Origin of the sequence: Buttiauxella ferragutiae, assembly GCF_022637515.1 — a bacterium.
Lineage (GTDB): Bacteria > Pseudomonadota > Gammaproteobacteria > Enterobacterales > Enterobacteriaceae > Buttiauxella > Buttiauxella ferragutiae.
This window is the reverse complement of record NZ_CP093332.1, coordinates 3,705,852-3,731,729: the sequence shown is the minus strand read 5'-3', so window position 1 is coordinate 3,731,729 and position 25,878 is coordinate 3,705,852. Positions and strand designations below refer to the sequence as shown.

At 52.8% G+C, this 25,878-nt stretch carries 20 protein-coding genes and 1 pseudogene; 12 read left to right on the top strand and 9 right to left on the bottom strand.

Annotation, left to right across the window (positions count from 1 at the left end):
• Positions 1-108 precede the first annotated feature (108 nt).
• From licT to MNO13_RS17240, 3 genes are all read left to right on the top strand, one after another.
• Positions 109-948 carry a BglG family transcription antiterminator LicT gene (gene licT, locus MNO13_RS17250; protein WP_064548455.1) on the top strand — a complete coding sequence of 280 codons (840 nt, stop codon included), beginning with the start codon at positions 109-111 and terminating at the stop codon, positions 946-948.
• 168 nt (positions 949-1,116) lie between these two features.
• Positions 1,117-2,979 (top strand): PTS beta-glucoside transporter subunit IIABC, encoded by a 1,863-nt coding sequence (bglF, locus tag MNO13_RS17245; protein WP_241939050.1) that lies wholly within the window; start codon positions 1,117-1,119, stop codon positions 2,977-2,979.
• Between the two features lie 31 nt (positions 2,980-3,010).
• Positions 3,011-4,405, top strand: a complete 1,395-nt coding sequence (locus MNO13_RS17240) for a glycoside hydrolase family 1 protein (protein ID WP_241939049.1) — start codon at positions 3,011-3,013, stop codon at positions 4,403-4,405.
• Positions 4,406-4,504: 99 nt separating this feature from the next.
• On the opposite strand, the gene MNO13_RS17235 is transcribed toward MNO13_RS17240, so the two are convergent.
• The 3 genes from MNO13_RS17235 to MNO13_RS17225 all read right to left on the bottom strand — a co-directional run bounded on the left by MNO13_RS17235 (position 4,505) and on the right by MNO13_RS17225 (position 6,444).
• Entirely contained in the window at positions 4,505-5,419 is a 915-nt protein-coding gene (locus tag MNO13_RS17235; RefSeq protein WP_064548449.1) for a LysR family transcriptional regulator, read from the bottom strand.
• A 96-nt stretch (positions 5,420-5,515) separates the two neighbouring features.
• On the bottom strand, positions 5,516-5,599 hold the full coding sequence (gene yohP / locus MNO13_RS17230; RefSeq protein WP_072011146.1) for a small membrane protein YohP: 84 nt from the start codon (positions 5,597-5,599) through the stop codon (positions 5,516-5,518).
• Positions 5,600-5,706: 107 nt separating this feature from the next.
• On the bottom strand, positions 5,707-6,444 hold the full coding sequence (locus tag MNO13_RS17225) for a class I SAM-dependent methyltransferase (RefSeq protein WP_064548447.1): 738 nt from the start codon (positions 6,442-6,444) through the stop codon (positions 5,707-5,709).
• 255 nt (positions 6,445-6,699) lie between these two features.
• On the opposite strand from MNO13_RS17225, the gene mdtQ reads away from it, so the two are divergent.
• Positions 6,700-8,145, top strand: coding sequence for a multidrug resistance outer membrane protein MdtQ (gene mdtQ, locus MNO13_RS17220; protein ID WP_064548444.1), 1,446 nt, complete (start codon positions 6,700-6,702; stop codon positions 8,143-8,145).
• A 127-nt stretch (positions 8,146-8,272) separates the two neighbouring features.
• The gene (locus MNO13_RS17215) at positions 8,273-9,046 is read left to right on the top strand and encodes an SDR family oxidoreductase (protein ID WP_064548442.1); all 774 of its coding nucleotides are present in this window, start codon (positions 8,273-8,275) and stop codon (positions 9,044-9,046) included.
• Here the strand turns inward: MNO13_RS17215 and MNO13_RS17210 are convergent.
• A complete protein-coding gene (locus MNO13_RS17210) occupies positions 9,043-9,612 on the bottom strand; it encodes a DedA family protein (RefSeq protein ID WP_064548440.1) in 570 nt (189 codons plus the stop codon). The two genes, MNO13_RS17215 and MNO13_RS17210, sit on opposite strands and share 4 nt — an antisense overlap.
• Before the next feature lie 172 nt (positions 9,613-9,784).
• Between MNO13_RS17210 and MNO13_RS17205 the strand changes: the two genes are divergently transcribed.
• The gene (locus tag MNO13_RS17205) at positions 9,785-10,372 is read left to right on the top strand and encodes a Yip1 family protein (RefSeq protein WP_064548438.1); all 588 of its coding nucleotides are present in this window, start codon (positions 9,785-9,787) and stop codon (positions 10,370-10,372) included.
• A gap of 145 nt (positions 10,373-10,517) precedes the next feature.
• A complete protein-coding gene (gene pbpG, locus MNO13_RS17200) occupies positions 10,518-11,459 on the top strand; it encodes a D-alanyl-D-alanine endopeptidase (RefSeq protein ID WP_241939048.1) in 942 nt (313 codons plus the stop codon).
• A 9-nt stretch (positions 11,460-11,468) separates the two neighbouring features.
• On the opposite strand, the gene MNO13_RS17195 is transcribed toward pbpG, so the two are convergent.
• Together MNO13_RS17195 and dld are read right to left on the bottom strand one after the other, a co-directional pair.
• Complete coding sequence (locus MNO13_RS17195) at positions 11,469-12,026, bottom strand: GNAT family N-acetyltransferase (protein ID WP_064548434.1); 558 nt, start codon at positions 12,024-12,026, stop codon at positions 11,469-11,471.
• Positions 12,027-12,146: 120 nt separating this feature from the next.
• On the bottom strand, positions 12,147-13,871 hold the full coding sequence (dld, locus tag MNO13_RS17190; protein ID WP_064548432.1) for a D-lactate dehydrogenase: 1,725 nt from the start codon (positions 13,869-13,871) through the stop codon (positions 12,147-12,149).
• A 193-nt stretch (positions 13,872-14,064) separates the two neighbouring features.
• Between dld and bglX the strand changes: the two genes are divergently transcribed.
• Complete coding sequence (gene bglX, locus MNO13_RS17185; RefSeq protein ID WP_064548499.1) at positions 14,065-16,362, top strand: beta-glucosidase BglX; 2,298 nt, start codon at positions 14,065-14,067, stop codon at positions 16,360-16,362.
• A 159-nt stretch (positions 16,363-16,521) separates the two neighbouring features.
• Here bglX and MNO13_RS17180 read toward each other — a convergent pair.
• Positions 16,522-17,078: pseudogene (locus MNO13_RS17180) on the bottom strand (RHS repeat-associated core domain-containing protein); the annotation flags it as partial.
• 453 nt (positions 17,079-17,531) lie between these two features.
• Positions 17,532-21,551 carry an RHS repeat-associated core domain-containing protein gene (locus tag MNO13_RS17175; RefSeq protein WP_241939047.1) on the bottom strand — a complete coding sequence of 1,340 codons (4,020 nt, stop codon included), beginning with the start codon at positions 21,549-21,551 and terminating at the stop codon, positions 17,532-17,534.
• 417 nt (positions 21,552-21,968) lie between these two features.
• Between MNO13_RS17175 and osmF the strand changes: the two genes are divergently transcribed.
• The 4 genes from osmF to MNO13_RS17155 are packed head-to-tail and all read left to right on the top strand — an operon-like array spanning position 21,969 to position 25,721.
• Complete coding sequence (gene osmF / locus MNO13_RS17170; RefSeq protein WP_064548412.1) at positions 21,969-22,880, top strand: glycine betaine ABC transporter substrate-binding protein OsmF; 912 nt, start codon at positions 21,969-21,971, stop codon at positions 22,878-22,880.
• A 12-nt stretch (positions 22,881-22,892) separates the two neighbouring features.
• Positions 22,893-24,050: an ABC transporter permease gene (locus tag MNO13_RS17165; protein ID WP_064548410.1), complete on the top strand. Its 1,158-nt coding sequence runs from the start codon at positions 22,893-22,895 to the stop codon at positions 24,048-24,050.
• A complete protein-coding gene (locus MNO13_RS17160; RefSeq protein ID WP_064548408.1) occupies positions 24,047-25,006 on the top strand; it encodes an ABC transporter ATP-binding protein in 960 nt (319 codons plus the stop codon). The genes MNO13_RS17165 and MNO13_RS17160 overlap by 4 nt, the downstream gene beginning before the upstream one ends.
• Positions 24,990-25,721 (top strand): ABC transporter permease, encoded by a 732-nt coding sequence (locus MNO13_RS17155; RefSeq protein WP_121813988.1) that lies wholly within the window; start codon positions 24,990-24,992, stop codon positions 25,719-25,721. The genes MNO13_RS17160 and MNO13_RS17155 overlap by 17 nt, the downstream gene beginning before the upstream one ends.
• Here MNO13_RS17155 and MNO13_RS17150 read toward each other — a convergent pair.
• Complete coding sequence (locus MNO13_RS17150; RefSeq protein WP_034494204.1) at positions 25,702-25,809, bottom strand: membrane protein; 108 nt, start codon at positions 25,807-25,809, stop codon at positions 25,702-25,704. The two genes, MNO13_RS17155 and MNO13_RS17150, sit on opposite strands and share 20 nt — an antisense overlap.
• Positions 25,810-25,878 lie beyond the last annotated feature (69 nt).

Below are 25,878 nucleotides of genomic sequence, written 5' to 3'. Positions count from 1 at the left end.
GAAACGAAACTGGTACAGTGGCCGGACTGGATTGTTACTGCTTTTGCAGGCAAAACCTGATTTTCTGGCCTGTGCCGGAGGTCAGGTTTTTTTGTTTCTGGGGTTTCTATGAAGATCGCCAAAATACTCAATAACAACGTAGTGGTGATTCTGGACGAACACGGACGTGAACAAGTGGTGATGGGCCGCGGTCTTGGCTTCCAGAAACAGGTGGGTGAACCGCTTGAAAAGGAGAAAATCGAGAAGGTTTTTGCCCTGCAAAGCGATGAGCTGGTGGCGCGTTTAGGCGAACTGTTAAGCCAAATCCCGCTGGAAGTGATGACCACCTGCGACCGTATTATCGAGCTTTCGCGCCAGCGTTTAGGCAAGTTGCAAGACAGTTTGTATATCACGCTGACCGATCACTGCCACTTTGCTATTGAGCGGCAAAAGAAAGGGATGGCGATTCGCAATGTGCTGTTGTGGGAGATAAAACGTCTCTATCCCAAAGAGTTTTTGCTCGGTCAGGAAGCACTGGCAATCATCGATAAACGCCTTAATGTTCAACTGGCGGAAGATGAAGCCGGGTTTATTGCGCTGCATTTGGTTACGGCGCAACTGAACAGTGAAATGCCTGAGGTGATGCATGTCACCCGCGTGATGCAGGAAATATTGCAGATCGTGAAGTACCAGCTACGCTTTGAGTACGATGAAGATAGCTTGAGTTATCAGCGCTTTGTCACACACTTGAAATTTTTCGCCCAACGTATGCTGAGCCGCAACGTGGTGGCCGATGATGATGCAACTCTGCATGCTGCGGTGAAAGATAATTATCCTCGCGCCTGGAAATGTGCTGAAAAGATTAGCCACCATTTGGTGACGGAATATCAGCGTGAGCTGACGACCGAGGAAATTATGTTTCTCGCCATTCACATTGAGCGAGTCCGTAAAGAGAGTCTTAAAGTTTAAGTATCACGCGTCGCAAGGCGTGCAATTAAAAAATGGATTGTTACTGCCGCGATTGCGGCAGGCAAAACCTGAGCACTGGTTTCCTTAACGGGAAGCGAGTCTCAGGTTTTTTTTTGAAATTTACTCATGTCGCACGTCGCCTGAGGGCGAAAAGTGGAAGGAAGAATCATGGCGTATCAAGAAGTTGCGAAGGATATTCTGGCCCATGTCGGTGGGCGCGAGAATATTGCGAGCCTGGTGCATTGCGCCACGCGGCTGCGTTTTAAGCTCAAAAACCATAAAAATGCTGATGCCGAAGCGCTGAAAAAAAATCCTGGCGTGATCATGGTGGTGGAAAGCGGTGGTCAGTTCCAGGTGGTGATTGGCAACCATGTACACGATGTGTACAACGCGGTTCGCGCCGCCGCAGGGCTCACAGATGAGAGCGAACCCTCGCCGCAAGTCACGGGGGATAAAGCCAGTATCTTCGGGAAATTGATTGATATTGTCTCGGCGATATTTACCCCGTTCCTCGGTGTGATGGCAGCCTCCGGTATTTTGAAAGGTGTGCTGGCGCTGGCGGTAGTTTGCGGCTGGCTTTCGACGGATAGCGGCACTTATAAGCTTTGGTTTGCGGCGAGTGATGCGCTGTTCTACTTCTTCCCGCTGGTGCTGGGTTACACCGCCGGTAAGAAATTCGGCGGCAATCCGTTTCTTACCATGGCGATTGGTGGCGCTCTGACGCATCCGGTGGTGCTGCAAGCGTTTGAGGCAACCAGCCAGGTTGGTGCGGTTCACGAGAATTTCCTTGGCATACCGATAACCTTTATTAACTACAGTTCATCAGTTATCCCGATTATTTTTGCCGCGTGGGTGAGTTGCTGGCTGGAGAAGCAGTTCAACAAACGGCTGCCATCTGCAGTGCGTAATTTCTTTACGCCGTTGTTTTGCCTTGCCATCACCGTTCCACTTACATTTTTGCTGATTGGCCCGGCGGCGACCTGGCTGAGCCAGAGTCTGGCCCATGGTTATCAGGCAATTTATACCTTTGCACCGTGGCTGGCGGGCGGATTCATGGGGGCTGTCTGGCAGATTTGCGTCATCTTCGGCCTGCACTGGGGTTTAGTCCCACTGATGATCAACAATTTGAGCGTACTGGGATACGACACGATGGTGCCTTTGTTACTGCCTGCGGTGATGGGGCAGGTGGGCGCGACGCTGGGTGTGTTACTGCGTACTCGTGATAAGAAGCTGAAAGTGCTGGCGGGATCGGCGGTCACCGCGGGGATCTTCGGCATCACCGAACCTGCGGTCTACGGGGTGACGCTGCCAAACCGTCGTCCATTCATCTTTGGCTGCGTTGCGGGCGCGGTGGGTGGTGTGATTGTCGGTTACTGCCAGACCAGCGTATTTTCATTCGGCCTGGTTAGCGTGTTCACTTTTTCGCAGATTATTCCGACAACTGGGGTCGATATGTCGGTGTGGGGGGCGATTCTGGGGACCGGACTGGCATTTACCCTGGCGTGTGTTACGACCTTTATCGCAGGGCTGCCGCGCAGTGAAGTGGCGACAGAAACCGTTATTGTCCAGCCAACAGAAAACGACATTCTTGCACCGATGAGTGGCACGGTACTGGCGATGGATCAGGTGCCTGATTCCACTTTCGCCAGCGGTTTACTCGGTGAGGGGGCGGCGATAATTCCGCTGACTGGTAGGGTCATCGCCCCGTTCCACGGCGAAGTCGCCTCGCTGTTCCAGACGCGCCACGCCATTGGTTTACTCAGCGATAGCGGCATCGAAATGTTGATTCATATCGGCATTGATACCGTAAAACTCGATGGGCAGCACTTCACTGCTCATGTGAAAGTCGGTGACAAAATTAAGCCCGGCGACCTGCTAATTGAGTTCGACCGCCAGGCCATTCTGGATGCGGGCTACGATCTGTCCACGCCAGTGATTATCAGCAATAGCGACGAATACACTGCGGTTACGCGTTTCACCAATGAACTTTCCATTGAATCAGGTATGCCATTCCTGACGGTAAGCCGCTAACCCATTAATTTTTGTAAAAAAGGAGAACCAGATGAAAGCATTTCCTGAGACATTTTTGTGGGGTGGAGCGATTGCCGCAAACCAGGTTGAAGGTGCATGGCGTGAAGACGGGAAGGGGGTTTCCACTTCCGACGTTCAGCCGAATGGGGTGTTAAGCCCAACGGTTGATCGCCAGCCTGGAGATTTTGGCATTAAAGACGTCGCCATCGATTTCTACCACCGCTACCCGGAAGACATTGCGTTGTTTGCGGAGATGGGGTTTAGCTGCCTGCGCGTGTCCATTGCCTGGACAAGAATCTTCCCGAACGGGGACGAAACTCAGCCTAATGAAGCGGGTCTTGCATACTATGACCGTCTGTTTGATGAACTAGCGAAACACAACATCACGCCAATGGTGACGCTGTCTCACTACGAAATGCCGTGGGGTCTGGTGAAAAACTATGGTGGATGGGGCAACCGTGATGTGATCACCTTCTTTGACCGCTACGCCCGCAGTGTTTTCACTCGTTTTAAAAACAAAGTGAAATTGTGGCTGACGTTCAATGAAATTAACATGGCACTTCACGCGCCAATGACCGGTGTCGGGTTACCTGAAGAGAGCACTAAAGCAGAGATTTACCAGGCCATTCATCACCAGTTAGTCGCTAGTGCGCTGGCAGTAAAAGCCTGCCACGAAATCATTCCTGATGCGCGTATCGGCAACATGCTGCTGGGCGGCCTGGTGTATCCGTTGAGCTGCAAGCCAGAAGACGTGCTGGAAACCATGCAGGAAAACCGCAACTGGTTGTTCTTTGGCGACGTGCAATGTCGCGGTGAATATCCGAGTTATATGCTGCGCTATTTCCGTGACAACGGCATCAAGCTGGAAATCTCTGACAGCGACCGCGAAGCGCTGAAAGCGACCGTCGACTTCATCTCGTTCAGCTATTACATGACCGGTTGCGTCACTGCGGATGAAGAACTGAATGCCAGGGCACGCGGCAACATTCTGAATATGGTGCCAAACCCGCACCTGGCGAGTTCCGAATGGGGCTGGCAAATTGACCCAATCGGCCTGCGTATTCTGCTCAATAAGCTGTGGGATCGTTATCAAAAGCCGTTGTTTATTGTTGAAAACGGTTTAGGTGCTAAAGACAAACTTGAAGCAGACGGCACGGTACATGACGACTACCGCATCAGCTATCTCAACGACCACTTAGTGCAAGTGCGCGAAGCTATTGAAGATGGCGTTGAGGTGTTGGGCTACACCTGTTGGGGGCCGATTGATCTGGTGAGCGCCTCGAAAGCCGAACTTTCTAAGCGTTACGGCTTTATCTACGTGGATCGTGACGATCAAGGGAATGGCACGCTTGCCCGTTCACGCAAGAAAAGTTTTAGCTGGTATAAAGAAGTGATTGCGACAAATGGGGCCAGCCTGAATGCGTGATTTGACGGCACCCTCACCCTAACCCTCTCCCTCAGGAGAGGGAACAGATCGAGTATTTCCTCCCTCTCCCAGAGGGAGAGGGCCGGGGTGAGGGCCATTCTACCCGACCATCCGCTTAATAAACCCGCGTACCCACATCAGCGCCGCATCACTGTTATGGCGCTGATGCCACAACAATGCCACTTCAAACGGTGCCATTTCCAGCGGGACGGGGCTGCTGTGTAATCCCCAAACTTGCTGCCAGTTTTCACACAAACCCTGCGGCACCGTCGCAAGCATTGGCATCATGCTTAACAAACCCAGCAACGCGGAAAAATGCGGTGTGGTGTAACTAATTTCTCGCTTCAGTCCTTGCCTGGCTAACAGCATATCAATATGGCTGCTGATGGCTTCACGGTAACTCAGCTGGACGTGCGGTTGTGCGGCATAGGTTTGCACAGACATCGGAGCTTCGGGTTGTAACTGAGCAGGATGCCAGAGCGCGACAAACTCCATTTTGGTCAGCAGTTCACGCTCCATCCAACGGGCAGATTGATTCGCCACGCTGATAACCATATCCAGTTCGCCACCTTCAAGGCGTTGTGCATCGGTAAACGGGTCGCTGGCCACCACATTCAGACGCACACCAGGAGCCTGTTCACGCAATACTGGCACCAGTTGCGGCATCAGCCACATCTCCATCCAGTCAGACATACCGATGGTGACCGTCGCTTTGGCGTGAGCCGGGTTGAATTCTGCCTGCTGGAACAACGCACTTTGCAACTGTTCAAGCAGTGGCATCAGCTCGCTGTGCAGTTCAGTGGCACGGGCCGTGGGCTGCATACGGTGACCGCTGCGAATAAACAACGGGTCGTCAAACATTTCACGCAGACGAGCAAGTGAACCACTTACCGCAGGTTGGCCGAGATGGAGTTTATCCGCCGCCAGAGACACGCTTTGCTCACGGAATAAAACCGCAAAGGCAATCAACAAGTTTAGGTCTATTTTGCGGAAATCACTTTCTTTGATAGTCATTCTTTCTCCAATCAATTGGAGTGATAATAAAACTTCGACAGTGCTGCCCGCAAGCTGAAAAAAGAAAAGGGCACCAATAAATGGCACCCATTGTCATCAAAAAATCATTTTAAACACGCCCGTTACGACCAGTAAACCAATAATAAAAATAATCAAAATGGCCCATAGAATAATTTTCATCTCAACACCCCATCTTATGGCTAGTGTCTAAACAGTATAGGCAAGGATGCTGGCCACTGAGGGAAGTCGCCTCCCGGTAAACGGAAATTGAGACAAATCGAAGATCTTTAGATAAGCGGTTTCCGTGCCGCAAGCAGGAAAATCATCGGGCGTTCTTTTTCTTCATCAAGCGCCGGGTTCTGCGCGATTTGTTCAGCGTCTGGTCCCCATTCATCAAGCTTTTCGATAACAAAACCGCTGGCAATAAGCGCGTTAATCCAGCTCGAAAGTTTGCGATGCTGTTTCTTCACACCGTCGGCAAACCAGTTACTGATCCGCACACCTTCCTGCTGATAATGATTCACCGGCCAGGATTTTTGCCCGGTCTGATCGGTCATCCAGCCTTGTTGCAACGCGGCGGTATAAATCGGATGCTCTGCCGAAAACACCAGCATACCACCGGGAACCAGCGCCTGATAAAGCGTGGCGAAAAGTGCCGGAATGTTTTCCAGATAATGCAGCGCCAGCGAGCTGTAAAACAGGTCGATGTTTTGCGCTGCTAACTGCAACTTCTCGAGATCTTCACGGCGATAAACAATCCCTGTGTCTGACGTCATCTGTTGGGCTTTTTCCAGCATTTTCAGCGAGACATCCAGCCCGACAACTTGCGCGGCACCCTGGTCACGTGCGTAGCGGCAAAACCAACCGTATCCGCAGCCTAAGTCCACCACCGTTTTACCTTGTAACGGTGGTAAAAATGTTTTCATGGTTGCCCATTCCGGTGCGCCATCTAACCCTTTAATGGAACGGTCGAGAGTGGCGTATCCTTCAAAAAATGCCGGGTTATCATAGATATTTTGTGTCATTGCAACTCCTGTTCGCAAAGCCGTGATTGGCAGAAGAAGTCTAATGAAGTTATTAGCCTGGGGAAAGATTTTAGCGTGCAGCCGCCAGGAGATGGATTTTGATAACTTTAGTTATTTATAGTCGAAACATAGTCATCATGGAAACTAGTTTCAAATTGTATCCCTTTTTAACCATCAATGTATTGCCACTGATACCTAAACTTTTGCCTTTTGGAATGCGTAACCTGAGCGCTTTCTTTTACTCTGTGGCTAATTATGACTTCCTCACGTTTCCCTCTCGCGGCGACTGGCGTTGCGCTAATGCTCGTTTTGTCCGGCTGCGCGCCAATGCACAATGACGATGCACCCCTCGCTCAAAAAACACCTCCACAACAGTTGGATACCAAACTTCCTCCTGAGCTGGCGCACGGTTGGCCGGGCAGTGACTGGTGGCGTGATTATCATGACAGCCAGATTAATACGCTGGTTGAACGTTCGCTGAAAGACTCGCCGGATTTGGCCGTTGTGCAGCAGCGCATCAGGCTGGCGCAGGCCCAGACGCAAATGCAGGAAGCGAGTGACGGCCCGCAAATGGATTTCTCCGCCAATATCGAGCGTCAGAAAATGTCCCAGGAAGGGGTGATGGGGCCATTTGCTCTGACTGACCCGGCGGCCGGCACCACCGGGCCTTATTACACCAACGGTAACTTTGGGCTGACGGCTAGTTGGGATCTGGATTTGTGGGGCAAAAATCGCTCGGAAGTGGAAGCGAAAGTGGGCGTCATGAGAGCGAAACAGGCTGAACTTGCCCAGGCCAAACAGGTGATTTCTGCCAATGTTGTGCGCTTATATTGGGATATGCAAACCCTGCTGGCGTTAAAAGATGTCAAACAACAAACGCTGGCGGCGCAGAAGAATATCGTTAATGTCGAAACCAATCTGTACGCTCATGGGATTAACTCGTCAGTTGACGATGTTGAATCCAGTATCGATTTCGTGAAAACCCAGCAGCAGATTGATGACATCGACGGGCGCATTAATATCGCCAAATCACAACTCGCCGCGATAACCGGTGATGCGCATGCTGCTGCAAATATTAAACCTGTCCCGTTGCCTAACGTCAGTAGCCGTGTGCCGGACCATATGGGTTATGAGCTGCTGGCTCGCCGCCCTGACCTTCAGGAAGCGCACTGGTACATCGAATCTTCGCTCAGCAGTGTCGATGCTGCCAAAGCTGCGTTTTATCCTGACGTCAACCTCAGTGCCTTCCTGCAAAATGATGCGCTTCATTTGAGTGATTTGTTCCGTGGTTCAGCCCAGCAAATGGGCGTGATTGGCGGCTTTACTCTGCCTATTTTTGACAGTGGCCGCTTGAACGCCAACCTCGATATTGTGCGCGCAGAAAGTAACTTATCCATTGCCAGCTACAACAAAGCGGTGGTTGGTGCGGTAAATGATGTTGAAAAAGCCGCCAGCCAACTGAATGCGGTTGCGGCGGAAAACGAGCATCAGCGCACCATTTTGCAAGGCACGCAAAAACTCAAAGCTCTGGCGCAGGCTCGTTACAAAGCGGGGATCATTTCTGGTGCGCGGATGAGCGCAGCGACCTTGCCGGATTTGTCTGAACAGGCAAAAGCCATCCAACTGCACGGCCAGTGGCTTAACGCCGATGTTCAGTTGATCTCTGCTTTAGGCGGGGGGTATCAGGCAGGGAAAGCATAGCCACTGGGTTATGTCGTGGGCGCTGCGCTTGCCTGACCGGTTTCGGTTTTGTAGGGCGGATAAGCGTCAGCGTTATCCACCGTCTCCTATACTTACATCCTGGTTAAAAGATAGTCTGGAGGTGGTGATGAGCGCGGCTAACAAAGTGGCTATTGTCACAGCAGCGGATTCCGGTATTGGCAAAAAATGTGCGCTTATGCTGGCACAGCAGGGCTATGATATCGGCATCACCTGGCATTCAGACGAGCAGGGCGCACAAGACACGGCGCGTCAGGTCAACGGTTTTGGGCGGCGAGCGGAAACTGTTCAGCTTGATTTAGCCCATCTTCCCGATGGCGCAGCCGGAATTGATGAGCTGATTGAGCGTTTCGGGCGTGTGGACGCGCTGGTGAATAATGCCGGGGCGATGAGTAAAAACCCTTTCCTGGATGTCACCCTGGAGGAATGGCGCGGGCTGTTCACTGTGGATGTAGACGGCGCATTTATCTGCTCGCAGAAAGTGGTGCGCGCCATGATAGCCCAGGGCAATGGCGGGCGGATTGTGAATATTACCTCAGTTCACGAGCACACACCGCTTCCTGAAGCCTGCGCTTACACGGCAGCAAAACATGCGCTGGGCGGGTTAACCAAATCCATGGCGATGGAACTGGTGCATTATAAAATTCTGGTCAACGCTGTTGCACCCGGCGCTATTGCCACGCCGATGAACAACATGGGAGAAGGTGACGGAGTCAAAAGCAAAATTCCTGAGATCCCATTAGGGCGAGCTGGCGAAACCGAAGAAATTGCCAGTCTTGTCGCATGGTTGTGCTCTGACAGCGCCAGCTACACTACCGGACAATCGTTTATCGTCGACGGCGGATTTATGTTCGCTAACCCTCATTTCAAACCGAAAAGTTAACCTGACTTATTGTTCTCGCGGCGTTTGAACCAGTAACGCACCAGCCACACCACCGCAACTACGCCGACCAACCAAATCCAGTGCTTTATATGTTGGTCCAGGTTTTGCAGCCACGGGCCAACAACTTCGCCGCCCATATACCCCAGAGTGGTAAAAAGCGTTGCCCAAATTAATGCGCCCACGATATTGAGCGGCAAAAAGATCCGCGGAGGTAGGTGACTGGCACCTATCAAAATCGGCCCGATCACCCGGAAGCCATACATAAAGCGCGATCCGATGACAAACCAATAAGGGTGACGGTTGATAAGATCCTGCGCTTTAATGATTTTCTTTTTGTGTTTTTGAAATCGTGCAGGAATGGAACCGCGAAAACGCCTGCCAACCAGATACAGCAGTTGGTCGCCAATCATGCCGCCGAGCGCCACGGACAGAACCACTAGCGGAAATTTCAGCAACCCCTGGTGTGCTGCAATCCCCCCCAGCAGAGTTACCGTTTCCCCTTCAGCCATGCTGCCCAAAATCAAAGCGGCGTAGCCGTAATGCGCAATCAGTTGAGTAATATCCACAGTGTTAAATGTCATTCCTTGTTTTTGTACAGCCTCAGTATAGCGGTTGTGACCGTTGGAGATGTTGTTCCGTTTCCCCAGTTATTTTTATCTGATTAAAAAACAATCAAGCCGCTGTGCATTATACTTTGACTGTGCTTAATCGATTTTTTTTGGCATGTCAGGAGGTGTTATGAGTCATGTCTGGGGGCTTTTTTCCCATCCTAATCGTGAAATGCAGAATATAAAACGCGAGAACGAAACGGTATCGCATCACTACACTCACCATGTGTTAATCATGGCGGCCATTCCGGTTATCTGTGCGTTTATCGGCACAACCCAAATTGGCTGGAATTTTGGTGACGGCACCTTCGTTCAATTGTCGATGTTTACCGGATTCTATTTAGGCGTACTGTTTTATGCACTGATGTTGGCTGGTGTCGCCGTGATGGGGCGTGTCATGTGGTGGATGGCTCGTAACTATCCACATCGCCCGTCACTGGCTCGTTGCATGGTGTTTGCTGGATATGTGGCGACCCCACTGTTTTTAAGTGGCCTTGTGGCGCTGTATCCGCTGGTGTGGTTGTGTGTTCTGGTGGGTGCTGCCGCGCTGGTTTACACCGGTTACCTGCTGTATGTCGGTGTGCCCGAGTTCCTTGGCATCAATAAAGAAGAGGGGATGAGCTTCTCTAGCTCAACGCTCGCCATTGGTGTACTGGTGCTTGAAGTCCTGTTAGCGCTGAGTGTTATCTTGTGGGGTTACGGATACCGTTTGTTCTAAACGGTGGGTAACTATTTTATTACGAATCAATTGTGGCAGTTTTCCGGGGCGTCAGAGTATTATGCTGACGCCTCATCTATTCATACGTTCTGTGAACAGATTCGATGGACACATCACATTCTTGAATAATTACAGAAGTGCCACCATGCCGACAAAAATTCGACTATCGTTGCTCAGCCTTGCGCTGATGATTGCCGTACCACTCGCTTCTCAGGCTGCGACTAAAGCCACCGTACAACAGGTGAGTTCCACACAGGAAATAGCCTCTGGCAGTGCTATGATCGTCGATCTGCAAACCAATAAAATTTTGTATTCCAGCCATCCCGATCTGGTGCGCCCGATTGCCTCGATCACCAAACTGATGACGGCGATGGTGGTTCTGGATGCGAAGCTGCCGATGGATGAAATGCTCAGCGTCGACATCAGCCAAACGACTGAAATGAAAGGGATTTATTCTCGCGTACGTCTGAAAAGTGAAATTAACCGTAAAGACATGATGTTGTTGGCTTTAATGTCTTCAGAAAACCGCGCGGCGGCGAGTCTGGCACATCATTATCCTGGCGGTTATAACGCGTTTATTCGCGCGATGAATGCGAAAGCCAAATCCCTGGGTATGACGCACACCCGTTACGTTGAACCGACTGGATTGTCGATTCAAAACGTTTCCACGGCGCGTGACTTGTCCAAACTGCTGATTGCATCAAAGCAATATCCACTGCTTGGCCAGTTGAGCACCACCAAAGAAGATATGGCGACGTTTGCCAATCCGGCTTATACGCTGCCGTTCCGTAATACCAACCATTTGGTTTACAACAACAAATGGAACATTCAGCTCACTAAAACTGGCTTTACCAACAATGCCGGACATTGCCTGGTGATGCGCACTATGATTAATAACCGCCCGGTGGCGCTGGTGGTGTTGGATGCCTTCGGCAAATATACCCACTTTGCCGATGCAAACCGTTTACGCAACTGGATGGAAACGGGCAAAGTGACGCCTGTGCCTTCATCAGCGCTGGCATATAAAAAGCAGAAGTCTGCTCAAATGGCGAGCAATACGGCTGCGGGCAATGCTCAGGACGATTAAAGCAATACCCTAATTTAATGGCAGCGTCCGGTCCCCATCATTAAGCGGGCGCTGCATAATCAACGTATCACGCCAGCCGCCAAGCTTGAATCCCACATTACGTAGTTGCCCAACCACTTCGAAACCGAGTTTTTTGTGCAAACGGCATGAACCTGAATTGTTTTCACCATCGCCAATAATCGCCACCATTTGCCGCCATGGACCCTGCTCGCAACGGGTAATCAGCTGGCTTAACAGCTCACGACCCACACCTTTGCCCGTCATACTGGCGTCAATATAAACCGAGTCTTCAATGGTAAAACGATACCCCGGGCGTGGGCGATAAGCTGTCGCGTAGCTATAACCCACCACAATTCCGCAATATACCGCGACCAACCACGGGAGTTGTAGGGCATGAACTGCGTTAAGACGTTCAGCCATTTGGCTACGTGTTGGCGGCTCTTCTTCGAAAGAGCCGCGCCCATGCAGAACATGCCATTCATAAATGGCGGTGATGGCCGGAATATCATCGGCGCTGGCGTCGCGAACATGTAATCCTACACTCGGTACTGTTTCGAGCACTGACATCTCCGGCTCCTGTACGCAAAAAAATTTAAGTGGCGTAAGGTCACACCACTTTTTGGAATTTTAATTTAGTACGAAAAACCAACGAAAAATAGCCCCTGGTCTGGTGGTTGACGGCAACAGTTAACGAGGGTTGTGGTGGTGCGTATGGCTACAGGATGCTTCCTCCCACCATTTATGCTTCGTAGTTTTACCAATGCCTGGGTTCATGCTGTTAGTCGGGTCATTTGCCTGATAAAACTGCTTTAAGCTATCAGGCGCTTCATAGAGATGCCCGACGTTATGCTCAGCCGGATACTGTGCACCACGCGTGCGTAGCAGCTCGAGCATTTGCTCTTTCAGCGCATGGACATCAACCCCTTTTTTGACAATGTAATCCTGGTGGAAGACATGGCACATGAAGTGGCCGTAATACAGGCTGTGGCTGATTTGGCTGCTGATCTCTGGTGGTAGTTGCTCAAACCACTGCTGGTCGTTACGGCGCAGAGCGATATCCAGCGCCAGAATATCTTCCACTTCACTGGCGTGAACCGCGTGATAACGCACCGCAGCACCGGCAGCGGCAAAGCGATGTAAAAACGCTTTCGCCCCTTCGGATGGCGTACAGACGAAAAAGCCCCCCTCAGCCTGCTGGAAATAACTCTCCAGCCAGGTGCGCGCCTCGGCAATCCCTTCGCCCGACATCTTCAACAACAAATGATGTTCGTATTTTCCACGCCACTCTTTCATGCGCGGCGGTAAATGGTTCGGGCTCCAGTTGCTCAGACGCTGTAACACACGGTCGGTGAAGTGCGGCTTAAGGAACGGGACTTTTTCAATCCATGCGTCGGTGCGGCCTTTCAGGGTAAAGAACAGCGGCATTTTGTCGGTGCCGAGCTTGTCGATCATCATGAACGTGTCTTTGCCATATACCTCGGCGATATCGTAAATATCGCGGTGCATGTATTCGCCCGCCACCGGCAGGTTTTCAAAATTAGCCAGAATATGGCGGCGGATTTCCGTCAGCACTTCTGGTTTGTTGGTGCCGATGTAGAACACTTCGTTTTGCTTTTCGGCAACAAAGGTATCGAGGCGTACCGCAAAAACGGCAAGTTTCCCGGCGCAGCCTGAAGCTTCAAAAAGACGGCTTGGGTCAGCGTTAAAGCGAGATGGCGTGTCGGCATCCACATCTCGCACGCGCTCGGCGTAATCTTTATCAGAGGCCTGGCGCTGGTCGTGAAGCACATTCTCTGGCTTCACACGCTCGTCATCGAGCTTGCCGAGGATTTGTTCGGGCGTCACGCCGAGGTCGATACCCAGATGGTTGACCAGCGTTAATTTGCCTTGCTCGTCGATACGCGCATACAGCGCCATTTCGGTATAGGCCGGCCCGCGTTTCACCAGCGAACCACCGGAGTTATTACAAATTCCGCCAATCACCGATGCGCCAATACACGACGAACCGATCACCGAATGCGGTTCACGCCCCAACGGTTTAAGCGCTTTTTCTAGTTGATATAGCGTGCTGCCAGGGAATGCCAGCACCTGTTTTCCGCCGTCCAACAACTGCAATTTATCCAGACGTAGCGTACTGATAATGACAATTTCACGATCGTAATCGTTGCCATTTGGGGTTGAGCCTTCGGTCAAACCGGTATTGGCGGCCTGCATCAGGATGATTTTGTCCGTGCTGACACAAGCACTCAGCACACGCCATAACTCCAGCAACGTGCCGGGGAAAACCACCGCCAGCGCCTCGCCCTGGCCGGAACGGAAACCTGTACGGTAACGTGCCGTTTTGGCTGCATCGGTTAATACATGTTGGTTGCCAACCAGGCGATTGAGTTCATTAATAAACGGGTTAGACATTTATCCACTCCTTGTGAAAATAGTGACGCCTTCAAGCATAGCTTGCAATTCACTAATGATTCTTCCGAAACGCTCGGAAAATCAGCACATAACATCGGAACCGCTCTTCTTACCACTGTGTCGTTGTGGCACACTGCACCTCTTAACACTTCGTGCTGCCCCGCGTGGCGGCTTGAGCAAGAGAGTAATGTCGATGAAATGGCTCTGTTCTGTAAGTTTGGCAGTTAGCCTTGCGCTGCAACCTGCGCTGGCTAATGAAATGTTTGGCCCGCACCCATTAACGCCTGAAGCCCGTGACGCTTTCGTCACCGATTTGCTGAAAAAAATGACCACTGACGAAAAAATCGGCCAGTTGCGGTTAATCAGCGTCGGGCCGGATAACCCGAAAGAAGCCATTCGTGAGATGATCAAAGACGGGCAGGTTGGGGCGATTTTCAACACCGTAACCCGTCACGATATCCGCACCATGCAGGATCAGGTGATGGATCTCAGCCGTCTGAAAATTCCCTTATTCTTTGCCTATGATGTGGTGCATGGCCAACGTACCGTGTTCCCAATCAGCCTCGGTTTAGCCTCTTCCTTTAATCTGGAAGCGGTGAAAACAGTGGGCCGAGTTTCTGCCTATGAAGCGGCTGATGATGGCCTGAACATGACATGGGCACCGATGGTCGATGTGTCACGCGACCCACGTTGGGGCCGTGTTTCTGAAGGCTTTGGTGAAGATACTTACCTGACCTCGATCATGGGCCGCACCATGGTTGAAGCGATGCAGGGCAAAAGCCCGGCAGACCGTTATTCGGTAATGACCAGCGTCAAACACTTCGCCGCTTATGGCGCAGTAGAAGGTGGCAAGGAATACAACACGGTTGATATGAGCACCCAGCGCTTGTTCAACGACTATATGCCACCGTACAAAGCCGCGCTGGATGCGGGCAGCGGTGGCGTAATGGTTGCGCTGAATTCATTAAACGGTACGCCTGCATCGTCTGACAGCTGGCTGCTCAAAGACTTGCTGCGCGATGAGTGGAAATTCAAAGGCATCACTATTTCTGACCATGGTGCGATTAAAGAACTGATCAAGCACGGTGTGGCGAGTGACCCGAAAGATGCGGTGCGTGTCGCACTGAACTCCGGCATCAACATGAGTATGAGCGATGAGTACTACAGCAAATACTTGCCAGAGCTGGTGAAAAGCGGTGAGGTACCGATGGCAGAACTGGATGATGCCGCGCGCCACGTGCTGAACGTGAAGTATGACATGGGGCTGTTTAACGACCCATACAGCCACTTAGGGCCGAAAGAATCTGACCCGGCAGATACCAACGCCGAAAGCCGCCTGCATCGTAAAGAAGCACGCGAAGTCGCCCGCGAAAGCATGGTGCTGCTGAAAAACCGCCTGCAAACCTTGCCGCTGAAAAAATCAGGCACCATTGCCGTGGTTGGCCCACTGGCTGACAGCAAGCGCGACGTGATGGGTAGCTGGTCTGCGGCGGGTGTGGCCGATCAGACCATCACTGTGTTGCAGGGTATTAAAAATGCGGTGGGCGATAACGCCAAAATCGTGGTCGCTAAAGGTGCTAACGTCACTGATGAAAAAGACATCGTTGCCTTCCTGAACCAGTACGAACCTGCGGTGAGCGTTGATCCTCGTTCAGCTAAAGAGATGATCGACGAAGCGGTTAACACCGCGAAATCTGCCGATGTGGTGGTGGCGGTTGTTGGCGAAGCGCAAGGTATGGCACACGAAGCCTCTAGCCGTACCGACCTTGTTCTGCCGCAAAGCCAGCGCGATTTAATTGCCGCGCTGAAAGCGACTGGCAAACCGTTGGTGCTGGTGTTGATGAACGGTCGCCCGCTGGCGTTGGTCAAAGAAAACCAACAAGCCGATGCGCTGTTGGAAGCGTGGTATAGCGGCACCGAAGGCGGGAACGCGGTTGCCGATATTTTGTTTGGCGATTACAACCCGTCAGGCAAATTGCCGATGTCCTTCCCGCGCTCTGTCGGGCAGATCCCGGTTTACTACAGCCACCTGAATACTGGCCGTCCGTACAATCCGGAAAAACCAAACAAATACACTTCTCGTTACTTTGATGAAGCAAATGGCCCGCTGTTCCCATTCGGTTATGGCCTGAGCTACACCACGTTCACGGTTTCTGATGTGAAAATGTCAGCGCCATCAATGAAAGCCGATGGCAAAGTCGAAGCCTCTGTTGAAGTGAAAAACACCGGCGACCGTGAAGGCGAAACCGTTGTTCAGCTGTATTTGCAGGATGTCACCGCATCAATGAGCCGCCCGGTTAAAGAGCTGAAAGGCTTTAAGAAAGTGACGCTCAAACCAGGCGAAACCCAGACCGTGAGCTTCCCGATTGACGTTGAGGCGCTGAAGTTCTGGAACGCACAGATGAAGCACGTTGCTGAACCTGGCAAATTCAATGTGTTCATCGGGCTGGATTCTGCCCGTGTGAAACAGAGCGAGTTTGAACTGAAATAAATATTGAGCGATTATTACTTTTAAGGCCACCGTGAAGAGTTAATGCCGTTCACTTAAGCCTCATGTGGCTTAAAACTGAACGGATATTTAGGTGGAACAGTAAAGCACTGTACGATCGTATCGTCGGTGCTTTTCTGGTTATTGTGTCATGTAACATTTTTATATTTTGCGGCGTAGCAGGTAAGCATTTTTTTCGCTTCTGTTAAAAGTGTTACTCCACCATCGGGTTAATGCTTTTGCAGCATTATCATTCAGTTCCTTTTGCGCAGAGTTACCTACTCCCGGACCTGGCAAGGGCAACGGAAGTGCAAATAACCCTGGCGGATCCATTCCCTGCACCGGATTTAGCGGATACCCGTACCCATTCCATCCTCCCGCCAACCCAATCGGATTCTGGGTAATATACCGCCCCTGTTGCGGATCATAATAACGGTGGCGGTTGTAGTGTAACCCCGTCTCTTCATCAGCCTGCTGGCCGGCAGACGAATGAGTTGTTGCAGATGATACGGGTTCTCCTCCGACAACTGATTGCCCCATTCATCGTATTCGGCCCGCCAGGCTATCGCTCCGGTTTCGTCAATCAGAGCCAGCGGTAGTCCCCGGTGGTCGCAGTGGTAAAGATGGATTTTTCTCTTCGATGTGTGTTCCGACTCCAGTTGCTCCACGCTCAGCCCGCACCGCGTCAGCCACTGGCGGATCTTTTCACTGAATTGGTCTTTAGGGTGATAACGTGATGCATTTCATAAATTTCATGATCTTGCTCTTGCTCTACCTTAGTTCCACAGCCCTCATTGTTGTCGGAGTATTTCACTACTAATTTGCTTTTTATTTCGTTAATAGCATCGATTTTTTAACAATTCTATCTATTAAAATAACCCATTGGATATACCCACCCATGAAGAAAAAAAACCATATCAAGAATATTGTAATATACTTATTTTCAATATCAAAATGCATGGTGCTTAAAATAAAACCAAAGAAAAATAATACAATGGAAAACATTACACCAGTTGGGAATGATATTAATATCATCACATATGACATTATACTTATTATCTCGCTTATATCACGCATGGAATCCAATTGAGAAAGACGATATGATGAAAAATATAATATCAACATAGACAAACCAAACCATACAACTCTGGTAGCAAGAATAATGTATCTCATCATATTACCCCTATTAGCACAAACCTAATAAGACGTCCAAAATCATTACCAGCGCATTTCATTTTACATGAATCCAATGCATCATCACTCCAATCTTGACAATTTTTAAACAGCCCAAGTTTTATTGGATAGAAACCATCTGGTAATACAGTATAACGCGGCCTCATTCCTTTGAATTTCCCTTTTAAGCAATCCTCAATGCAACTATTGTCCGTTTCAACGGAATCACATCGCCCAGCCCCATCTTTTGTATCATTACTTGCTTTTCCTGGCCCCCACAAACCGTCCGTTTTAAATTCCCCTCTTTGGTCTTGACCTCCACAAATATAGCCACCTTTACCATCTGAAACACAAAGGTATTGATGATAGAATGGATTACCCCATATATCTGGACCACTTTTTTCACCAATTCCGCCTAGTGAATGGAGTGGTTTTATACACTTGAAAGTTTCTAGTCCCAATGGATCAGAATGTTGCACAGGATCTAGCGGATAAACATAAACATTCCACCCACCCGCCAACCCAATCGGATCCTGGGTAATATACCGCCCCTGCTGCGGGTCGTAATAACGGTGGCGGTTGTAATACAATCCCGTCTCTTCATCCACCTGCTGACCCGGCAGACGAATGAGCTGTTGCAGATGATGCGGGTTCTCCTCTGCCAGCTGGTTGCCCCATTCATCGTATTCGGCCTGCCAGGCTATCGCTCCTGCTTCATCAATCAGTGTCAGCGGCAGTCCCCGGTGGTCGCAGTGGTAAAGATGGATTTTTCTCTCCGGGGTGTGTTCCGGCTCCAGCTGGTTTTCCATCTGCTCCACGCTCAGCCCGCACTGCGTCAGCCACTGGCGGCTCTGGTCACTGAGCTGGCCGCTGCGCAGCTCCCGCTCCAGGTTATCCAGCAGCGTCACCAGTTCCGGCATCAGCACCAGCCCCGCGTCCTGCTGCAGTTTCTCCGCCAGCGTGCGGCGTACGGTTTTTTCCAGCGCAGCTGTTACCGTCTCCACCCGCAGCAGGGGCGTGAAACTTCCCGGCAGGTACACCGTCTGGATACGTGACTTATCCGTCTGCGTGGTGGTCAGCCGGTCGCCCTCCTGGCCGTACCACACGCTTTCCGCCGGCTCTGTCGGCACGTACCAGCCGCCATCATACGCCTCACCCTGCCACACCTGTTTGCGGATGCGGCGGCCCAGCGGATCATAAGCATAACGGCTCTCCGTCAGCATGTTGCCGCTCTGCATCCGCCGGTAATGCGTCAGCCGGTGCTGGTGGTCATAGCTATAGTGGTGCGTGATGCTGCCGTGCGGGTGAATGCGCCGTTCGTCTTTTTCAGTCAGCCTGCCGTGCCCGTCGTAATGGTAAAAACAGTGCGCATCTTCGCTGATGCGGTTAGCCGGCCAGCTCTGCGGCAGTGCCGGGAAGGCCTTCCTGTCCGCCACCCGGTTGCCCGCCGGGTCACTCAGGCTCAGTTGCGACAGCGTATGCTGCGCGGAGGTTATCTGGGTGCTGAGTAACCGTCCGGCTCCGTCATACCGGTAATCGCGCTGCTCATGCGGCCCGCGGATACCGGTCAGCTGCCCGTCTGCATTCCAGCCGTAATCGCGGTTAAGCTGAGGGAGGCTCAGGTGATGGTGCTGTAACTGCCCGGCGGGCGTCCAGGCCGTCGTCAGCGCATAATCCCCGAAGGTGCGCTGTGTCTCGCGGTGCAGGCGGTCACGGGTGAAGTCCATCAGCGGTGTGTCACCGAACTTCATGCCCGCCAGATACCCGCTGCCGTAGGTCAGCCACGCCACCGGCGGCAGGTTATCCGGCTTAAACCGGTTCATCAGCCCCTGCTCACTGTAGGCCTGTTTTGTCTCGTGCTGCCAGAGCAGCGCCTGCGTTGCCGGATCATGCACCGTCTGGCGCTCACTGATAAGCCGCCCCCGGCTGTCGTAACCGTAGTGAACCGCCACCTGCTGTCCGGCGCTGAGATGGCTGATATCCGCCAGCCAGCCCCGTTCGTTGTAGCCCCACTGTTCTGCCGGTTCGTCATTCACCGTGCGGTGTGTCAGGCGGTCTGCCTCATCGTAATGCCAGTGCGTGACAAGCTGTGTATCTTCGCTGCGGATGAGCTGCCCGGTGGGGCCGTAGTGGTAACGCTGCGTTCTGCCGTCAAAGCCGCTTTCCTGCGTCAGCCGGTCCCGCACATCGTACCCAAAGGTGGTGGTGGCACCGTTCTCGTTTATCAGTGCCGTGACACGCCCGGCCAGGTCGTGCTCCATCCGGCGTGTCTGCCTGCCCTGTGCATCCTGCTGACTGACCAGCCGGCCGCGCGCATCGTAAGCCCGGTAGCGGCTGAGGTCTTCTTCCTGATGCACGGCACTCAGTTGCCCGAACCGGTCATATTCATAGCGGGTTTCATAGCCCGAGCAGTCGGTGTACGTCAGAAGCTGGCCGTAGCGGCTCCAGCTCATCTGGCGGCTGCCGGTGGCATCGTCGCGGGTGGTCGGATATTCGCTGTGCGGATCATCATAACCATAACGCGTCTGAGTGCCGTCCCGCTGCACTTCGCCGGTCAGCCTGCCGTGCTCATCATAGTCACGCCGGCTTTTCAGGCCGTCCGGGTGAACCGTGCTGGTCAGCTGCTGCTGGCGGTTGTAGTAAAACGCCGTGCGGCGGCCATCCGGGGCGACGGTCTCCGTCAGCTGGCCGCTGCCGGGGCTCAGCCGGTACTGCGTTGTGCGTCCCGCCGCATCCGTCTGCGCCACCAGTCTGCCGGCCGGATCGAACTCGCTGCGGGTGAGGCTGCCGTCGGCAAACTCCTGTTTGACCACCCGTTTCATGCCGCCTTCACCGTCGGTGTGCAGCACCTCGCGGCGGTTCAGGCTGTCGGTGGTGGTGACGCGATTCTGCTCATAGCGGTAGGTGTAGCTTAGCCCTGCGGGGTTGCGCTGTTCCGTCACCCGCCCGTCAGCGTCATAAACATAACGCATCTCCGGGCGACCAGCGTAACGGTGCGCCACCATCCTTCCGGAATGCCGCGCATCATACGTGAAGCCGCGCACGGCGGTGCCGCTGCGGTCGTCCACCCCGGCCAGCTCGCCCCGCGGGGAATAGTGATAGCGCACCAGCGGCTCAGCCGGCAGGTTATCCGGGTAAAGCGGGTCTCGGGTGAGCCACACTTCCGCCAGGCGCACGCCGGTGTCGGTGCCGTAACCGGTGGCGGGCAACGCCTCCGGGAAAGGTGGCTGTTTTTGTTTCCGGGCCTGTTCTGCACGCTGTGCCTGCGTGGTCAGCACCAGCCGGAAGCGGCGGCCTGCGCCATCGGTGACACCGGTGATGTCACCGCTGAATTCACCGGCAACCTCGCGGTGAAAGGTCATCCTGCGCCCGACATTATCCACCAGTCCGGTCAGTATCCGGTACGGCGGCAGCGGCGCGGGCAGCACCTCGTCGACGCCGGGGATGCGCTCACACCCGCCGAGCACCCACCACGGCCCCTGCGGGCTGCTGGTGGCGAGGTAGCGATGGGGGCTCAGGCGAAGGTCTTCCGGGAGTGCCCGCCAGAGGGCATACAGCGGGTGGTTATCCTGCAGGGCGGCCACGCCCCCCCGCGCCAGCCAGAGGGATTCACTGCGGCTGAGTGCCACCTCCCCCGGAAACAACGGAGTAAAGTGCAGGCTTCTGCCGCCGTTGTCATTGAGTATCAGGGCGTTATCGCGTATCTGCAGATGCACATCAAAAGGCGCTTTCCAGCCGGGGCCAAACACGCCCACCGGCGCCGGCGTCCGGGTCTGATAACTGCTGTAGGTACGGGAAAGCACCAGCGGCAGCGGCCCCGGCAGGGCAAGGTCGGTTTCGCCGGGCAGCACCTTGGCCCCCAGCAGCGGGTTCACCGGGTTGCCGGAGGTTCTGCCGCCCGGGCACACCGAGCAGGCCACCCCGGTTGGCGCGCCAATCATCACCCCTGCGGAGCCCTGAACTATCGGGCCGCCCATCGCCGTCATGTCACCCATCCGTGCCGCGGGTTTACCGGTCATATACAAATCCTTCTGTTTACATGAACTGAAAATTGATGGTTACGCGGGGCTGCCGTTCAGAACTGCCGCATGTCCGGCTCAACGACACAGCACTCTCCCTGAGGCAAAAAAACGTCGCCGGGGAACACGGTGTGATGTCTGCAAGAGCATAATCGTGTGCGGGCCTGGAACTGTGACGGCGAGCTGAATTACGGAAGGGAAATCGATGGCATTAAAAATATATGACTTGTATATCAGTTGTTTAATTTGTTTTGTGTATATCCGGCAAGGGAAGATAAGTGACGTGAATTAAACGCACACTCTCATAGAGCCAGATAGATTTCTCACTTCCAGCACCAGTTTTCCCATTCCTCAATTCTCGACTAAACTTTTGCGACTCCATGATTTTTAAGCAAAGAACAACAACGAGGAAGTACGATGAACTTATCAGCGCGTTGGGGTATGACAGGATTAGTGTTACTGGCGGTAGGCGCTCAAGCCGCAGAACCGGTGAAAGTGGGTTCTAAAATTGATACCGAAGGGTCACTGCTCGGTAATATTATTTTGCAGGTGCTGGACAGCCACGGTGTCAAAACCGTCAATAAAGTCCAGTTGGGAACCACACCAGTCGTGCGCGGGGCCATTACCGCAGGCGAGCTGGATATTTACCCGGAATACACCGGCAACGGGGCATTTTTCTTCAAAGATGAAAAAGATCCGGCATGGAAAAATGCGCAACAGGGTTATGAGAAAGTTAAAAAACTTGATGCCGAGAAAAATCATCTGGTATGGCTGACTCCCGCTCCCGCCAATAACACCTGGACCATCGCGGTTCGCAAAGATCTGGCTGAGAAAAACAAACTGACTTCGCTTGACGATCTCAGCGCTTACCTGAAAAAGGGTGGTGAATTCAAACTTGCGGCTTCTGCTGAATTTATTGAACGCTCTGATGCGCTCCCGGCGTTTGAAAAAGCCTATGGTTTTAAACTCGAGCAGCCGCAATTGTTGTCTCTGGCGGGTGGTGACACGGCGGTCACCATTAAAGCTGCTGCACAGCAAACGTCGGGCGTAAATGCCGCAATGGCCTACGGAACGGATGGCCCGGTGGCGGCACTTGGCCTGCAAACGTTGAGCGACCCAAAAGGCGTGCAGCCTATTTATGCCCCTACGCCAGTGGTGCGCGAAGCGGTGCTGAAAGCGTATCCGGAATTGGACGACTGGTTAAAACCGGTATTTGCTTCGCTGGATGAGAAAACGCTGCAACAGCTGAACGCCAGCATTGCGGTGGAAGGACTGGACGCTAAAAAAGTGGCTGCTGACTATCTGAAGCAGAAAGGTTTCGTGAAATAACAGGATGTCTGTTTGTTCAAAATTCATAATCGTGTCCTGTTGCTACTGGTGACTTTGCTGGTGGTGGCAGGCGCGGCTTTACCGTTTATCAATTTCGCACCCAATCGCCTGGTTTCCGGGGAGCCTATCGCGCTTAGCCAACTCCCGGCGCACGTCTGGCTGGTTCTCTGTGTTGCGGTTTTCATCCTGGCCTGTCTGGCGCTGTTACCTTGTCGGCCACCTGCATTGCTATTGACACTCCTGGTGGGCGAGCTGACGTTTATCGCTATTTTGTGGGCGATGGGAAACACGGCAACGCAGTTTTCGCAGCAGGGAAGCACGCTTGCGCGCTCCTCACCGGGCAGCGGATTATGGTTGTCGCTAACTTTGTGCCTGCTGCTGTGCACTGACGCCATCAACCGTCTGACGCCCAAAGCACTCTGGCGTTTGCTGCTGAATATACAGATCTGGGTTGTGCCTCTCGCACTGCTGCTGAGTGGATTTTTTTCCGACCTTTCCCTGCTAAAAGAGTATGCCAACCGTCAGGATGTTTTTGATGATGCACTGTCGCGCCATCTGGCTCTGTTATTGGGGACGTTGCTGCCAGCGCTGTTGATTGGCGTGCCGTTGGGCGTGCTGTGTTACAACCGTCCAGGCTGGCAATCCTCGGTCTTTTCGGTGCTCAATGTTATTCAAACGGTGCCTTCGGTGGCGTTGTTCGGTTTGTTAATTGCGCCGCTGGCGGGGCTGGTCAAGATTTTTCCCTGGCTGGGTTCGCTGGGCGTGAGCGGGATTGGCGTCGCACCAGCATTAATCGCGCTGGTGCTGTACGCGCTGCTACCGTTAGTACGCGGCGTGGTAGCAGGGTTACAGCAAGTTCCACGCAATATCATTGAAAGTGCTGAAGGCATGGGCATGTCGCGCTGGCAGATTTTTTGGCAGGCTGAAGTACCACTGGCGCTACCCGTATTATTACGCAGCCTGCGTGTTGTCTGCGTTCAGACCATCGGTATGACGGTGATTGCCGCGCTGATTGGTGCCGGTGGTTTTGGGGCGATTATCTTCCAGGGGTTACTCAGTAGCGCGCTGGATTTGGTGTTGCTCGGTGTAATTCCGGTTATCGCGCTGGCGGTTGTCCTCGACGCATTTTTTAAACTGTTTATCTCATTGCTTGAGGAAAAACAGCCATGATCGAATTCGAAAATGTCAGCAAATCCTTCCAGGGCGAGATAGCCGTCAGCGACTTGTCGCTGCATATCAAGGAAGGGGAGTTCACGGTGCTGATTGGCACCTCAGGTTCTGGAAAATCCACCACTCTGAAAATGATCAACCGCCTGGTCGAACACGATAGCGGGCGTATCCGCTTTGCAGGTGAAGAAATCCGTAATTTTGACGCCAAAGTTCTGCGCCGCCGCATGGGGTATGCGATTCAGTCGATTGGCCTGTTTCCCCACTGGAATGTGGCCCAGAATATAGCCACCGTGCCGCAATTGCTGAAATGGCCGAAAGCGCGAATCAGTGCGCGGATTGACGAATTACTGGATTTACTGGGCCTGGAAGCAGCGCAATTTCGTGACCGTTATCCGCATCAGCTTTCGGGTGGGCAGCAACAGCGTGTTGGCGTGGCGCGCGCGCTGGCGGCTGACCCGGAAGTGTTGTTGATGGATGAGCCTTTTGGCGCGCTTGATCCGGTGACACGCGGTGCGCTGCAACAAGAAATTATCCGCATCCATCAACTGCTTGGGCGCACCATTGTGCTGGTGACGCACGACATTGATGAAGCGCTAACACTGGCCGACAGAATTGTGCTGATGGATGGCGGGCAGGTGGTTCAGCAAGGTACACCGCTGGAATTATTAACGCGGCCGGCAACAGATTTTGTGCGTGATTTCTTTGGTCGCAGTGAGCTTGGTGTACGCCTGTTGTCACTTTGTCATGTGGCTGAGCGGGTGCGAACGGAAGAGCGCATCGCAGGCGATCCAATCAGCGAAACGTTAAGTTTGCGCGAGGCATTATCGCTGTTTGTTGACCGCCAATGCCAGCAATTACCGGTGGTGAACCAGCGTGGTGAACCTTGCGGCGTGCTGCATTTTAGCGACCTGGTTCAGGGGGAAAAGATGCGGGGTGAAAATGCGCCTGCTTCGTGACCCGCTGCTGTGGTTTATTGCGCTGTTTATCGCATTGTTAGCGGTATTACCTTACAGCGGCCCCGTGTTCAGCTGGCTTTTCCCTGAACTCGAAAGGCCTTTGTACCAACAAGATAGTTTTATCGCCCTGGCGCTCAAACATTTTATGCTGGTCGGGATTTCCAGTTTGGTGGCGATTGTGATTGGCATGGGGCTGGGTATCGCGGTGACACGCCCGGCAGGACTTGAGTTTCGCTCTCTGGTTGAAACTATCACCGCGGCTGGGCAAACTTTCCCGCCCGTCGCGGTACTGGCGATTGCCGTTCCGGTAATGGGGTTTGGTCAGCAACCGGCAATTATCGCGCTGGTGTTATACGGTTTGCTGCCGATTTTACAGGGAACGTTAGCAGGGATTGGCGCGGTACCAGAAGCCACAAAAGAGATTGCCCTGGGGGCCGGAATGAGCCGCTGGCAAATGCTGAGAAAAGTCGAATTACCCCTTGCAGCACCTGTGATTCTGGCGGGGATCCGCACTTCGGTGATCATTAATATCGGCACCGCAGCGATTGCCTCAACGGTTGGTGCCAGCACCCTGGGTTCGCCGATAATTATCGGGCTGAGCGGCTTTAACACCGCCTATGTGATTCAAGGCGCTTTGTTGGTCGCGTTGGCCGCCGTGGTTATCGACCGCCTGTTTGAACGCTTATTACGTTACATCACGCGCCATGAAGGATGACGATATAGCCAACCAGCATTACGCCGCCAATCCCACCGATAGCCATCACCAGCATACCGCCCACCAGGGCAATTTTACTCAGTTTCATCTTTATATTCGCTCCATACATAACGTCTGCGATTATAAGATGAAGCAGGGTTGTTAATGAACCTTTAAA